General features: G+C 72.2%; 16 protein-coding genes. 5 read left to right on the top strand and 11 right to left on the bottom strand.

Annotation, left to right across the window (positions count from 1 at the left end; translation table 11 throughout):
* Positions 1–34: 34 nt before the first annotated feature.
* Positions 35–853 (bottom strand): class I SAM-dependent methyltransferase, encoded by an 819-nt coding sequence (locus IE267_RS26970; protein WP_229861444.1) that lies wholly within the window; start codon positions 851–853, stop codon positions 35–37.
* Positions 854–930: 77 nt separating this feature from the next.
* Positions 931–1,158: a DUF5133 domain-containing protein gene (locus tag IE267_RS26965; RefSeq protein ID WP_167160274.1), complete on the bottom strand. Its 228-nt coding sequence runs from the start codon at positions 1,156–1,158 to the stop codon at positions 931–933.
* 203 nt (positions 1,159–1,361) lie between these two features.
* On the opposite strand from IE267_RS26965, the gene IE267_RS26960 reads away from it, so the two are divergent.
* On the top strand, positions 1,362–1,886 hold the full coding sequence (locus tag IE267_RS26960) for a DUF6817 domain-containing protein (protein WP_189765154.1): 525 nt from the start codon (positions 1,362–1,364) through the stop codon (positions 1,884–1,886).
* Positions 1,887–1,936: 50 nt separating this feature from the next.
* Here the strand turns inward: IE267_RS26960 and IE267_RS26955 are convergent, their stop codons facing one another.
* From IE267_RS26955 to IE267_RS26945, 3 genes are all read right to left on the bottom strand, one after another.
* Positions 1,937–2,932: an FAD binding domain-containing protein gene (locus IE267_RS26955; protein WP_189765006.1), complete on the bottom strand. Its 996-nt coding sequence runs from the start codon at positions 2,930–2,932 to the stop codon at positions 1,937–1,939.
* Positions 2,929–3,522: a (2Fe-2S)-binding protein gene (locus IE267_RS26950; RefSeq protein ID WP_189765005.1), complete on the bottom strand. Its 594-nt coding sequence runs from the start codon at positions 3,520–3,522 to the stop codon at positions 2,929–2,931. Before IE267_RS26950 ends, IE267_RS26955 begins: the two co-directional genes overlap by 4 nt.
* A gap of 114 nt (positions 3,523–3,636) precedes the next feature.
* Positions 3,637–4,344, bottom strand: coding sequence for an SDR family NAD(P)-dependent oxidoreductase (locus IE267_RS26945; protein ID WP_167160281.1), 708 nt, complete (start codon positions 4,342–4,344; stop codon positions 3,637–3,639).
* Positions 4,345–4,446: 102 nt separating this feature from the next.
* Between IE267_RS26945 and IE267_RS26940 the strand changes: the two genes are divergently transcribed.
* Positions 4,447–5,277 carry a helix-turn-helix transcriptional regulator gene (locus tag IE267_RS26940; RefSeq protein ID WP_167160283.1) on the top strand — a complete coding sequence of 277 codons (831 nt, stop codon included), beginning with the start codon at positions 4,447–4,449 and terminating at the stop codon, positions 5,275–5,277.
* Positions 5,278–5,419: 142 nt separating this feature from the next.
* Here IE267_RS26940 and IE267_RS26935 read toward each other — a convergent pair whose 3' ends face one another.
* Positions 5,420–5,851: a nuclear transport factor 2 family protein gene (locus tag IE267_RS26935; RefSeq protein WP_167160286.1), complete on the bottom strand. Its 432-nt coding sequence runs from the start codon at positions 5,849–5,851 to the stop codon at positions 5,420–5,422.
* A gap of 97 nt (positions 5,852–5,948) precedes the next feature.
* Between IE267_RS26935 and IE267_RS26930 the strand changes: the two genes are divergently transcribed.
* Together IE267_RS26930 and nadE are read left to right on the top strand one after the other, a co-directional pair.
* Positions 5,949–6,518: a PadR family transcriptional regulator gene (locus tag IE267_RS26930; protein WP_189765004.1), complete on the top strand. Its 570-nt coding sequence runs from the start codon at positions 5,949–5,951 to the stop codon at positions 6,516–6,518.
* A 128-nt stretch (positions 6,519–6,646) separates the two neighbouring features.
* The gene (gene nadE / locus IE267_RS26925; protein ID WP_308428850.1) at positions 6,647–7,477 is read left to right on the top strand and encodes an NAD(+) synthase; all 831 of its coding nucleotides are present in this window, start codon (positions 6,647–6,649) and stop codon (positions 7,475–7,477) included.
* Positions 7,478–7,508: 31 nt separating this feature from the next.
* On the opposite strand, the gene IE267_RS26920 is transcribed toward nadE, so the two are convergent.
* Together IE267_RS26920 and IE267_RS26915 are read right to left on the bottom strand one after the other, a co-directional pair.
* Positions 7,509–7,691 (bottom strand): hypothetical protein, encoded by a 183-nt coding sequence (locus IE267_RS26920; RefSeq protein ID WP_189765003.1) that lies wholly within the window; start codon positions 7,689–7,691, stop codon positions 7,509–7,511.
* Positions 7,692–7,700: 9 nt separating this feature from the next.
* The gene (locus IE267_RS26915) at positions 7,701–8,333 is read right to left on the bottom strand and encodes a hypothetical protein (protein WP_189765002.1); all 633 of its coding nucleotides are present in this window, start codon (positions 8,331–8,333) and stop codon (positions 7,701–7,703) included.
* A 289-nt stretch (positions 8,334–8,622) separates the two neighbouring features.
* Here IE267_RS26915 and IE267_RS26910 point away from each other — a divergent pair, with 289 nt between their 5' ends.
* Complete coding sequence (locus tag IE267_RS26910; RefSeq protein WP_189765001.1) at positions 8,623–9,474, top strand: arylamine N-acetyltransferase family protein; 852 nt, start codon at positions 8,623–8,625, stop codon at positions 9,472–9,474.
* 51 nt (positions 9,475–9,525) lie between these two features.
* Here IE267_RS26910 and IE267_RS26905 read toward each other — a convergent pair whose 3' ends face one another.
* The 3 genes from IE267_RS26905 to IE267_RS26895 form a co-directional block, all read right to left on the bottom strand.
* Positions 9,526–10,170: a DUF1707 SHOCT-like domain-containing protein gene (locus IE267_RS26905; RefSeq protein ID WP_189765000.1), complete on the bottom strand. Its 645-nt coding sequence runs from the start codon at positions 10,168–10,170 to the stop codon at positions 9,526–9,528.
* A gap of 143 nt (positions 10,171–10,313) precedes the next feature.
* Positions 10,314–11,099, bottom strand: a complete 786-nt coding sequence (locus tag IE267_RS26900; RefSeq protein WP_189764999.1) for an SDR family NAD(P)-dependent oxidoreductase — start codon at positions 11,097–11,099, stop codon at positions 10,314–10,316.
* Complete coding sequence (locus IE267_RS26895; protein WP_268251586.1) at positions 11,096–12,118, bottom strand: ornithine carbamoyltransferase; 1,023 nt, start codon at positions 12,116–12,118, stop codon at positions 11,096–11,098. The genes IE267_RS26900 and IE267_RS26895 overlap by 4 nt, the downstream gene beginning before the upstream one ends.

Below are 12,118 nucleotides of genomic sequence, written 5' to 3'. Positions count from 1 at the left end.
CGCGCGGCGCGCCCGGCTCCGGTACCGCGGGGCGTCAGCGGCGGCCGTGGGCCAGCAGGGCGGCATGCGGGAGCGCCAAGTGGCCCTCGGGCGTGGTGAATTCGGCGCTGATGCGGTGGAAGTGGCGCTCGATCTCGGCGCGCACGTGCTCCGGTCGGCTCAGGACGGTCTGGCCGATGGTGCCGATGCCGTCGGCCGCCCCGCGCCACCATGCGGCGGCCGTGGTGTGGTGGTCCCAGTGGAGCGGCTCGCAGGTCGCGTCCTTCAGGCCCGCCGAGGCGAGGAGACCGGTGAGGCCCGTCGCCGTCCTGGCGAAGTCGTCCTCGGGGGCCAAGCCCGGCAGGTGCGGCGGGCGAGAGGTGCCCGCGGCCTGGACGGCCCGGTCGAGCAGGGTCTGGCCGGCCGCGGCGGGGGCGGCCCAGATGGTCACCGCGACCCAGCCGCCCGGCCGGACCACGCGTCGCAGCTCGGCGAGCGCGGCCTTGGGGCAGCCCACGTGATTGAGGACGAAGTTCGCGGTCACGGCGTCGAACAGGCCCTCGGAGAAGGGGAGTCGGGGCAGTTCGGCCAGATGCATCTCGGCCGAGGGGACGCTCCGGGCGGCCAGGTCGACCATGCTGATCTCGGCGTCCACGCCGGTCACCCGGGCGCCCCGCGCGCAGGCCGCCGCCGCGGCCGTGCCCGTTCCGGTGCCGACGTCCAGCACGCGTACGCCGTCGCGAACCCGGGCCGCGTCGAGCAGCCGCGGGACGGGGTGGGCGCACAGCTTGCCGAAGCTCTCCGCGTACGCCTCGGCCCGGCCCGCCCAGATGCGCCGCTCGCTCGCGTCGAAGTCCGTCAGCACCACCCGCACCGCCTCTCCCTGCCGTACCCCCGCGGGTACTTCGGGCACCCTACGGGAGCCGGCCCATGTCCGGGGCGGACGGTCGTTCAGGCCGTGAGCACCGAGTCGTCGAAGGTGCGGGCTCCGGGCAGCCGGTGGCGTGCGGCGACGACGGCGGCGTCGATGTCCTTGGTCCCGGTCGAGACGCAGAGGGTGTACGTCACGTCGTCCAGGCGCTGCCGCGTCATCTCGTCGCCGTCGGCGGCGTTGAGGGCGACGAGGACCTCGTACTCGGCGAGCAGGTCACGGAGCACTACCGGATGCGCCATCAGCATGGGTGGGGCCCTTCGGTGGTCGAGAGGTTCACGATGTGCTGCTCCCGTGCCCCGCTTCGCCTGCCCTACACGTCGTGAACCAGGCGGTGTTGAGTGAACCAGGCGGTGTTGACGGGCGGGGGTCCCAAGCTCCGCCGTACCCACGGGATTTCCCGGCACGCGGGGCGGGCAGGTTCCGGCATGTGAATGCTCAGGCGTGGGACATGCTGGAAGCGGCCGGCGCCGCAAAGATCGAGCACCCGGGCGGCACGCTGGCGGCGCATCTGGGGCGTACCAGCGACCTCTTGGCCGCGTGGGGAGCCCGCCCGGCCCTGGTGTCGGCGGGGCTGTGCCATGCCTTCTACGGGACCGACGGATTCGCCGTGGCGCTGCTCGGCCTGGGGCGCCGCGACGAGCTCGTGGCGGTGATCGGTGCCGAGGCCGAGGCGCTCGTGTACTTCTACGCCTCCTGCGACCGCGGCGCCTCCTACTCTCAACTGGTCGCCGGGGACGGCGTGTTCGTCGACCGGTTCACCGGCACACACCTGCGTCCCGGCCTCCCGGCCCGGCGGGACTTCGCCGAACTCACCGCCGCCAACGAGCTGGACCTCGCGACGGTGAGCCCCGACTTCCACGCCCGTCACGGCACGGGCCTGCACGCCCTGTTCGCCCGGTGGCGGCCGCTGCTCTCCTCCGCGGCGCGGGCGCACTGCGACAACGTGCTGGGCGCGGCTCCCACTGGGCCGTGACATTCGCCAACACGGCACGGTGGACCGCCGGTTGGCCCGTAGTCACGTGGTCAGGGGGTGCCGGGCCGTGTGGTCAGGGTGCTCAGGACCTCGTGGGCCAGGCCCCGGGCGAGCTCCACCTTGTACGCGTTGTGCCGCAACGGTACGGCGTCGGCCAGTTCCGCCTCGACCGCACGCTCGATGGTCTCCGGCGTGGGTGACGTGCCGAGCAGCGCCGCCTCGGTCCGCCTCGCTCGCCACGGCCGGTGCGCGAGGCCGCCGAAGGCGACGGTGACATGACGCACCGCACCCCGCTCCAGACGCACCACGGCGGCGACGGAGGCCAGCGCGAACGTGTAGCCCGCCCGGTCGCGGGCCTTGCGGTAACGGGAGACGGATCCCGCGGGCGGGGCCAGAAGCAGGACCGCGGTGACGAGTTCGCCGGGCCGCATGACGGTCTCCAGATCGGGCCTGTCCTGTGGCAGCAGATAGAACTCGGTCAGCGGGACGGTCCGTACCCCGCCGGGGCCCACCAGCTCGACCAGTGCGTCGAGCGCCGCGAGGGCCACGGCCAGATCGGACGGGTGGGTCGCCACGCAGTGCGAGGAGTGGCCGAGGACCGCGTGCTCGCGGTTCACGCCCTCGATCGCACCGCACCCGCTCCCGGGCACCCGCTTGTTGCAGGGCCTCGACAGGTCCTGGAAATAGCCGCACCGGGTGCGCTGGAGGAGGTTGCCCGCGGTGGTGGCCATGTTGCGCAGCTGGCCCGAAGCGCCGCTGAGCAGGGCCTGCGCCAGCATGGGATAGCGCTCCTTGACCGCCGGATGGGTGGCGAGGTCACTGTTGCGCGCGGTCGCGCCGACCCGGAGCGAGCCGTCCGCCTGCTCCTCGATCGCGTCGAGGGAGAGGCGGGTGATGTCGACCAGGACGTCGGGTCGTTCCACGCCGAGCTTCATCAGGTCGACGAGGTTGGTGCCGCCACCCAGGTAACGGGCCTCGGGGCGACCGCCGTGGGCGGCGGCCGCCTCCTTGAGCGTCCGGGGATTCACATAGGAGACGGGCTTCACACGACCACGTCCAGTCCGGTGTCGGCCCTGTTCGGATAGGCACCGCAGCGGCACAGATGGCCGCTCAGCCGGTCCCGTACCTCGTCGGCCGTCAGCCGTACGGGCGCGTCCGTCGGGAGGTCGATCTCGGTGACGACGGAAGGCTGCGCCGAGTCGCCGGCCGTCGGCGCTTCCGCGGCGGGCCGGTGCTGCTCCGGTGCGCAGTACGCGCACCGGAGCACGTCCCGTTCCTCGGCGGCCGGGCGCAGCGGATGCCGGTCGTCCTCCGCGTGCGCAGCCGCCACGAGACCCTCGACGGTGACGATCTCGCGGCCCTCCTGCGCCACGGCGAGCAGCAGACAGCTGTTGACGCGGCGCCCGTCGAGCAGCACCGTGCAGGCGCCGCAGCGGCCGTCGTCGCAGCCCTTCTGCGAGTCGGTCAGGCCCAGGGCCTCCCTGAGCACCTCAAGGAGTGTGGCGCTGTGTTCCAGCTCGACCCGGTGTTCGGTGTCGTTGACCCGCAGGGTCACCCGCGACTCCGTCACCGCATGGCGAGCGCCCCGGGCGGTGCGCCCGGTGCCGTGTGCACTTCGGCCGTTTCTTGCTTCCATCGTTCACGAGCTCCTCGATCCGGACAGCCAGCGGCCTGACCGCAGATCCACCCTCGTACAGCTCCTGCCCTCCGGCATCTTGGCCGTGGCAACCCGACGAACCGTGGCGGGCCGCTACCAGGGCAGCCGGCCGTGGGCGTCGAAGTAGCCGCCGGTGGGACCGTCGGGGCCCACCGAGGCCATGCGGACGATGATGTCGGCGCCCTGCTCGACCGTCTGGACACCGGTGTTGCCGTTCAGATCGGTCTTGGTGAAGCCGGGCTCGACCGCGTTGATCCGCATCGCCGGGAACGCCTTCGCGTACTGGACGGTGATCATGTTGACCGCGGTCTTCGACGCCGGGTAGGCCACACCCGGGTAGCCGTACGCGGGTGACGTCGCGTCGCTGAGGTGGGCCAGCGAGGCCAGGCCGCTGCTGACGTTGACGACGACGGGCGCCGCCGAGCGTTCGAGCAGCGGGAGGAACGCGTGGGTGACCCGGACGGTGCCGAAGACGTTCGTCTCGAAGACGAGCCGCATCTGGTCGGCGGTCACCTCGGCGGCGCCGGGCACGCTGTTGCCGGCGCCCCGGGCCTCGATGCCCGCGTTGTTGATGAGTACGTCGAGACCTCCGTCGGCCGCGATGGCCGCCGCCGCGGCGCGTACGGATGCCTCGTCGGTGACGTCGATGCGGACGGTCCGCGCGCCGAGGCGTTCCGCGGCGAGGCGTCCGCGCTCCTCGTTGCGGCTGCCGATGTAGACGGTGTGGCCCGCGGCCACGAGACGGCGGGCCGTCTCGAAGCCGAGGCCCTTGTTCGCTCCGGTGATCAGTGTGGTGGCCATGGCTCCATGCTGCGGCGCACCCGCCTCGGGAGACAGCCGTCCACGGTTCCTGGGACTGGTGGTACCAGGACGTGCCGGTGCCCCGCGGTGCACAGTGGGGGCATGGCGAGCACGGAGTTCGGACGGACGGTCCGGCACCTGCGCGACCGGGTCTCCCCGGCTGCGGCGGGCCTGCCCACGGGCGGCCGGCGGCGTGCGGCCGGGCTGCGCCGCGAGGAACTGGCGCTGCTCGCCGGCATCTCGGTCGACTATGTGACCCGCCTGGAGCAGGGCCGTGCCACCCATCCGTCGGATCAGGTCGTGGAGGCCCTCGGGCGGGCGCTGCGGTTGTCCGGTGCGCAACGCGAGCAGTTCTTCCACGCCGCCGGTCTCGTGCCGCCGGGACGGGGCACCGTGCCCGCCCACCTCACGCCGAGCGTGCAGCGGATGCTCGACCGGCTGAGCGGCACGCCCGTCGCGGTCTTCGACGCCTCGTGGACGCTGCTGCTCGCCAACCCGCTCCACACGGCGCTGATGGGGGAGCGGCAGGGCCGTGAGCGCAATGGGGTGTGGCGGGCCTTCGTCGGCGGGGACGACCGGGTCCGGCACACCGCGCAGTCCCGGCTCGCGCTGGAGACCGCGGTGGTCTGCGACCTCCGCGAGGCGGTCCGCCGCTACCCGGCGGACCGCCGGTTGCGGGACCTGGTCGCCGAGCTGCGCGAGGCCAGTGCGCGGTTCGCCGAACTGTGGGACGCGGGGGCCGTGGCCCGCCACGAGGCGTCCCGCAAGACCGTCGACCACCCCGTGGTGGGCCCGGTGACCCTGGACTGCGATGTGCTGAGCGTCGCCGGAAGCGACCTGCGGATCATGGTCTACACCGCCGAGCCCGGCAGCCGCGACGCCGACCGCCTGGAGCTTCTCGGGGTCGTGGGCGTTCAGACGCTGGTGGAGTAGAGGCGCCGGGACCACCGCGGCCCGTCGTGTGGTCCGCCGACGCCGACGCCGACAGGTCGCCGGGTCAGCGGCCTCCGCCATGGGTCCGGCCCGGATGCCGGGCGTTCCTTACGCGTCCGAACACATTCCCCGGCGGGCGGTGCTAGCGCTCGGCGGGCGCGGGGGCGAGGCCGTCCTCGACCAGGCCGGCCAGGACCGCCCGGCCCAGGGCGTGCACGGCGGACTGGGGGCGGACCATCACGGTGAACTCCTTGATCAGCCCGTCCTCGTCGAACTGGAGCAGGTCGATGCCGTGGATCTGCTTGCCGCCCACCGTCGCGCGGAACGGCAGGATCACCGAAGGTGCCTCCTCGCCGTCGGCACTGGTCTCGGCCGTGCCCTCGAAGCGGCCGACGTACCGCAGGTCCTCGAAGGTGCGCACCAGGACCCCGAAGAGCCCGAGCACCATCGCCCTGCCCTCGAACGGGACGAACTTCACCGGGCTGTAGAGCCGGACGTCCTCGGTGAACAGGCCGTCCAGTGCGGCGAGATCGCGCTTCTCCACGGCGGCGCGGAAGCGTTCTGCGGTCTCCATGAATCCTCCTGATGTACACGTCGGTACTCAAAAAAGTGAGTAGTCAGTTTCTTGAGTACTATGCCGGGACGGATCAAGAAAGGAAAGGGGTGCTCCGATGGCTCTGCGCCATGCCGTGCTCGCGGCACTGCTGGACGGCGAGTACAGCGGCTACCAACTGGCCAAGGCCTTCGACATCGGCGTGGCGAACTTCTGGTACGCATTGCCCCAGCAGCTCTACGCCGAGCTCACCAAGCTGGAGAAGGACGGCTTGGTCGCGGGGCGGCAGGTGGTCCAGGAGACCCGGCCCAACAAGCGCCTCTTCCACGTCACCGACGCCGGCCGCGCCGAGTTGGAGTCGTTCGCGGCCGCCGCGTCCAAGCCCTCGTTCATCCGGGACGACCTGCTCGTCAAGGTGCAGGCGGCCGACCGCATCGGCACCGGGCCGGTGATCGGGCAGTTGGAGGAGCGCGCCTGCGCCGCCGACGCGAAGATCGAGCTACTGGGCGCGCTGCTGCGGCAGTTGAGGGGCGAGGCGGACGAGGAGGACTTCCTGCTCCGCGGTGAGCGGATCGGCCCGTATCTGACCTGTCTGCGCGGCCTGGCCTTCGAGCGTGAGCACCGGGACTGGTGCCGTCGGATCGCCGCCGTCCTGCGGGAGCGGCAGAAGATCAACGCCGACGGATGAAGCGGTGCGCGGCCCCGCGTCGGGGCGGGTGAAGGTGTGGGGCGACCGGCGCGGGTGCACGGGTTCGGCTTGGTTACGCTGGGCGGCGACAACACTTCGTGAAGCGGAACGCGGAACAAGGAGCAGACGTGAGCGAGCCGGCGTCCATCGCCCTGCAGCAGGAGATCGCCCGGGAGCTGGAGGTCGCCGAGACCTTCGAGGCCGAGCGGGAGATCGAGCGCCGGGTGGCCTTCCTCGCCGAGCGGCTGACCTCCACCGGTCTGCGCTCCCTCGTCCTCGGCATCAGCGGCGGTGTCGACTCCACCACGGCGGGCCGGCTGTGCCAGCTCGCCGTCGAGCGGGTCCGGGCCGCCGGCCACGAGGCCCGCTTCTACGCGATGCGGCTGCCCTACGGCGTCCAGGCCGACGAGCACGACGCCCAGCTCGCGCTCTCCTTCATCCGGGCCGACCACGTGCTGACCGTGGACATCCGGCCGGCGAGCGACGCCGCGCTCCAGGCCGCCGTCGACGCCGACGTGAGCTTCCGCGACGCGGCCCACCAGGACTTCGTGCACGGCAACATCAAGGCCCGCCAGCGCATGATCGCCCAGTACGCGGTGGCCGGCGCGCACCAGGGCCTCGTCGTCGGCACCGACCACGCGGCCGAGGCGGTCTCCGGCTTCTTCACCAAGTTCGGCGACGGCGCCGCCGACCTGGTGCCGCTGACCGGTCTGACCAAGCGCCGGGTGCGCGCCGTCGCGGACGCCCTCGGCGCCCCGTCCGAGCTGGTGTGGAAGGTCCCGACCGCCGACCTGGAGACCCTCGACCCGGGCAAGGCCGACGAGGACGCGCTCGGCGTCACCTACGACGACATCGACGACTTCCTGGAGGGCAAGCCGGTGGACGCGCGGGCCTTCGAGACGATCGTCGACCGCTACCGCCTCACCGACCACAAGCGCCGACTGCCGATCGCCCCCTGAGGTACGGCCCCGACCGGGGCCGACGGACAGCTCACTTGAGGTGGTGCTGCTCCACCAGTACGCCCGCGATGAAGGCCAGCGCTGCCACGATCCCGACGGCCAACAGCAGTGTGAGCCAAGGCAGTTCGCGCCACGGCGCGGTGCGGCGCTCCCTCGCGTCGCCCGGGGCCGCCGTCGGCCGCACAGCCGCCCGGGGGTGAAGAGGTCTCCTCACGGTTCGTCGTCAACGCCCGGGGGCGGCGGGCCGGTAGGGCAGGTCCGGGCCGCGGACCGTGCGCACCGCGGTGGTGGTCAGCGTGGCGATGCCCGCGAGGCCGAACCCGGCCGCCCACCACCACATCAGCCTGCCCCGGGACGCGAGGATCGGGCCGACCAGACCGCTCGGCGAGTAGACGACCGTGCGCCGGGCGCCGACGGGCGCGGGGCAGGGCCCGGTCCTGGGGAGCCGCTCGATGCCGCTCGGCAGCTCCACCCAGCACTGGATGTACCGCGTGCCGTGCGCGCCCGTCTCCGTCGATGCGTAGGCGATGGTGGCCGTTCCCTGAGCGCCGGCGAGGGCCAGAAGGGCATCCGGTGCATGCATCCCGCCGACGACGAGGAGAGCGCCGCCGATCCAGTAACTCGCCTTGTTCCGGCGGGAGATGGGCCTGCCGCCGAAGACGATGCGCCGCAGCACCCATGCGTAGAGCGTGATCAGTACGAGGAGGCCGACGACGATTCCGAGGCCTAGGTCGAGCAGCGCCGGAACGAAGGTGCACACCGCGGCGAGCACCACGACGAGCACCCATGCCAGAGCCGCCCGCCGAGGGCCGAGCCCGGGCACCGCCGATTTCGACGGCTTCGTTCCGCCACCCATCGCCCCGCCCCCCCCGTGTCCCGAAGTGGCGGGCAGTCTCGCACACACGCCTGTGGTGTCCAGAACCCTCAGGGCCAGGGCCAGGGTCGGGGGGCAGAGCAGGAGTGTGGGACCAGGAGCCGGACTGGTGGGACCAGGACTGTGGGACCAGGGCCAAGGGTCGAGTACCCGAACGGAATAGCGCGGTGCTCAAGATCGCTGAAATGGGCATAACCCCCTGTACGCGCCGCGACAGTCGTAGGCGCTGCGGGCACCGTATGTGCGGCGACAACACAAGGAGACCCTCCCCATGTGGAACGGCGATGCCCTCGACCTCGATGCCTATCTGGCACACCTCGGCCACGAGGGAGACCGCACCCCTTCCCTTGCCACGCTGCGCGCGCTGCACCGGGCCCATGTGCTCTCCATGCGCTGGGAGAACGTGGAGGCGGTGCTTCGCAAGTACCGCCCGCTCGACCTGGATTCGGTGCAGGCCAAGATGGTCGGCACCGCGCGCGGCGGTACCTGTTTCGAGCACGTCACCCTGTACGCGGCGGCCCTGGAGCGCCTGGGCTTCTCCTTCTTCGTGGTCCAGGGCCGGGTCCGGATGGGTTCGACGCGGATCAGGCCCGAGACGCACGCGATGGTGATCGTCGAGCTGGAGGGCAGGCGCTGGCTGAGCGACATCGGATTCGGCGCCAGCCCGCTGGAACCCATCGAACTGACCGACGCGACGGACAGCGACGACGGGGTATGGGCCTACCGGCTGCGGCGCCAGGAGGTCTCGCCGGGCGAGACCGGATGGGCGCTCCACCAGCCTGCGGCACCCCGCGAGGGAATCGAGGTGAGTGACGACGGGTGGATGGTCCGGCACACCTTCACCCTGCACCGGCAGTACCCCGTCGACCTCCAGGTCGCCAACCACTACGGCGCCTCCAGCCCGCACTCGGCCTTCAGCGACCGCCTCTACCTCCAGCGTCTGCACCCCGACCGGCTGCACTCCCTGGACAACCGCCTCCTGACCACCGTCAGGCCCGGCGTGCCGGGACCGCCGGAGAGCAGGGAGCTGGTGACCGCAGAGGTGCCCGAGGTGCTCGACGAGGTGTTCGGCGTCGAGCTGTCGGCGCAGGACATCGAGCTGCTGCTGGCGAAGCTGGTCTGAAGCGGAGCACGCGGGGCTGGGCGGTGTGCCGGAACGGACCGCGGCGACCAGCTACGCGGATGTGCGCCGCAGCCATCGCGCGAAGCTCCGGCGGGGCGGGCCCACCTTGATCCGGCCGTAGGCGAGGTGTCCCGTCAGCTCGACGCGCAGAGTGCGCGGGGTGCCGGGAGCCGCCGGCCGGGGAACCGCACCCTTGGAGTAACTCATGGACAGGGACTCGGAGTTGACGATGACTCCGGGCCCGGTCACCAGGAGCAGCGTGCCGCCGCGCATCTCCATGTCGATGCTCAGGACGTCCTGGGTGATCACGGCTTCGGTGAAGTCGAAGGTCACGTCGCACCAGGACGACCTGAGGTCGATGCGCCGCGGCACGACCCAGTGCCCGTCCTTGCGGACGGACCCGGCCTGCTGGTCGATCCGCAGGACGTCCTTCACCTCGACCGCCGCCCCGTCCGGTGTCGACGCCAGGGGCGGCAGGTCCACCGTGAGCTCCGCCAGTTCGTCGAGGGTGCGGGCGGTCAGGGCCGCTTCGAGGCGCTGGTCCAGTTCGGCGGCGTCCAGCAGGCCGTCGCCTGCCGCGATGCGCAGCTGGTCCACCGTCCGGTCGCGGTCGGCGTGCGAAGCCCTGATGGGCGGTGGCGTGCCGGGGCCGTGCGGCTCCCCGGCGGTCGGCGGCTTCCTGCTGGATCCCGACATGTTCCCGTCCCGCTCTCGTGACTGGCGCCCTCGACGTCCCGGTCCGCCGTCCGGCGGCCTCGACGTCTGCGAATGAACTTACGTTATATCGCGTTAGGGCCAGGGCCAACCCCGGCGGGAGTCGTGTGCGGCGGCCTCGATGCCTACACCGTGCCACCACCGTCCACCGTCAGAACCGCCCCGGTGACGAAGGACGACTCCTCGCCCAGCAGGAACCGCACGGCGTCCGCGATCTCGTGCGGTTCACCGATCCGCCCCAGTGGCCGGTCGGCCGCCTCCGCGTAGAACTCGGCCACCGGGCGGCCGAGTTGATGCGCCTCGCGTTCCAGCATGCCGGTCCGTACGTCGCCCGGCGCGACGCAGTTGGCGCGGATGCCGGCCGACGCGTGGTCGAGCGCCATGGCCTGGGTCAGCATCACCACACCCGCCTTGGCCGCGCAGTAGGCGGCGGCACGGCGGCCCGCGCGCAGGCCCCAGCCCGAGGCGATGGTGACGATCGCGCCCCCGCCCGCGCTCGCCAGATGCGGGACCGCGGCCCGGCAGGTCAGGAAGACGGAGTCCAGGTTGTCCTCGAAGCTGGCGCGCCAGTCCCCGGGGGACAGCTCGGTGATGTCGCCGCGCCGGATGCTCCCGGCGACCGTACAGAGCCCGTGCAGTGCGCCGAAGCGCGCCACCACGGACTTGACCAAGTCCTCGACGTCGTCGGGCCGGGACAGGTCGCAGCCGAAGGGCTCGGCCCGGCCGCCCGCGGAGCGCACCTCAAGGGCGACCTCCCGGGCCGCCTCGACGTCGCGGTCCGCCACCGCGAGCGTGGTGCGGTGGTCGGCCAGCCGTCGGCACACCGCGGAGCCGATGCCGCCCCCGCCGCCGGTGACCAGTACGACACGGTCGCGTTCCGAGCCCCGCGTCTCCTCCCGCGGCCCGTTCATCGCGCAGCCCTGTCGCCGGACGCGCTGTCGGCTGACGCGCTCGCGTTGCTCGGCGCGGAGCCGATCAGTTGGGCGAGCAGTGCCTTCTGGGCGTGCAGCCGGTTCTCGGCCTGGTCGAAGATCAGCGAGCGGGGCCCATCCTTCACCTCCGCGTCCATCTCCTCGCCCCGGTTGCTGGGCATGCAGTCCAGGAACGGCGCGCCCGGCGCGGCCAGGGCCATGACCGGTTCGGTGACCCGCCACCGGTCGGCGAGCCGCGTCCGCGCCTGCCACTCGTGCTGCCCCGGCAGCCGCAGGGACTTCCAGCTCTGTACGTACACCGCGTCCGCGCCCCGCACCGCCTCGGCCATGTCCTCGACGAAGTCGAGCCGGGCCCCGGAGGCGGCCGCGAGGGCCTGGGCCTCCTTGACGTATCGCTCGTCCAGCTCGAAGCCGGGCGGATGGGCGAACGTGACGTGGTGGCCGAGCAGGGCTGCCGCCAGCAGCGAGGAGTGCAGCACTCCCGGTGTCTTCTGCCGCGAGGAGTACGCCCAGGTGTAGACGACCCGCTTCCGCGGCAGCTCGTCGCCGAACCGCTCGCGCAGCGTCAGCAGGTCGGCGAGCACCTGGCAGGGGTGCTCCTCGTCGTCGAGGGCGTTGATGACCGGGATGGAGGAGTGCTCGGCCATGGTGTGCAGACGCCGGTGCCCGGCGCCGTAGTCGGCCATGTCGTACCAGCGGACGACGAGCGCGCTGAGGTAGCGGCTGAGCACCCCGGCCGTGTCCTCGACCGTCTCGTTGTTGGCCAGGCGCAGCTCTTCGGGGCCGTAGGTGTAGCTGCGGCCGCCGAGTTGGGCCGCGGCCACCTGGAAGGACACGCGGGTGCGGGTGGACGGGACGTGGAAGAGGAGTCCCAGATCCGTGCCGGTGAGGTAGGGGTGGGTGTCGTCGCCGCTCTTCATGCGTTCGGCGAGGGAGAGCACGGAACGTAACTCGTCGGCGTCGAAGTCGGTCATTCCGAGTATGTGGCGGCCGAGCAC

This window comes from Streptomyces xanthochromogenes, assembly GCF_014650455.1.
GTDB classification, from domain to species: Bacteria; Actinomycetota; Actinomycetes; order Streptomycetales; family Streptomycetaceae; genus Streptomyces; species Streptomyces xanthochromogenes.
This window is presented reverse-complemented; position numbering and strand designations above follow the sequence as displayed.

Excerpts from the sequence above, each read along its gene's own strand:
- IE267_RS26965 (WP_167160274.1), bottom strand. The coding sequence starts at position 1,158 with ATGCTGATGGCGCATCCGGTAGTGCTCCGTGACCTGCTCGCCGAGTAC.
- IE267_RS26960 (WP_189765154.1), top strand. The coding sequence starts at position 1,362 with ATGCTGGAAGCGGCCGGCGCCGCAAAGATCGAGCACCCGGGCGGCACG.
- IE267_RS26950 (WP_189765005.1), bottom strand. The coding sequence starts at position 3,522 with ATGGAAGCAAGAAACGGCCGAAGTGCACACGGCACCGGGCGCACCGCC.
- IE267_RS26945 (WP_167160281.1), bottom strand. The coding sequence starts at position 4,344 with ATGGCCACCACACTGATCACCGGAGCGAACAAGGGCCTCGGCTTCGAG.
- IE267_RS26940 (WP_167160283.1), top strand. The coding sequence starts at position 4,447 with ATGGCGAGCACGGAGTTCGGACGGACGGTCCGGCACCTGCGCGACCGG.
- IE267_RS26935 (WP_167160286.1), bottom strand. The coding sequence starts at position 5,851 with ATGGAGACCGCAGAACGCTTCCGCGCCGCCGTGGAGAAGCGCGATCTC.
- IE267_RS26930 (WP_189765004.1), top strand. The coding sequence starts at position 5,949 with ATGGCTCTGCGCCATGCCGTGCTCGCGGCACTGCTGGACGGCGAGTAC.
- IE267_RS26915 (WP_189765002.1), bottom strand. The coding sequence starts at position 8,333 with ATGGGTGGCGGAACGAAGCCGTCGAAATCGGCGGTGCCCGGGCTCGGC.
- IE267_RS26910 (WP_189765001.1), top strand. The coding sequence starts at position 8,623 with ATGTGGAACGGCGATGCCCTCGACCTCGATGCCTATCTGGCACACCTC.
- IE267_RS26905 (WP_189765000.1), bottom strand. The coding sequence starts at position 10,170 with ATGTCGGGATCCAGCAGGAAGCCGCCGACCGCCGGGGAGCCGCACGGC.
- IE267_RS26900 (WP_189764999.1), bottom strand. The coding sequence starts at position 11,099 with ATGAACGGGCCGCGGGAGGAGACGCGGGGCTCGGAACGCGACCGTGTC.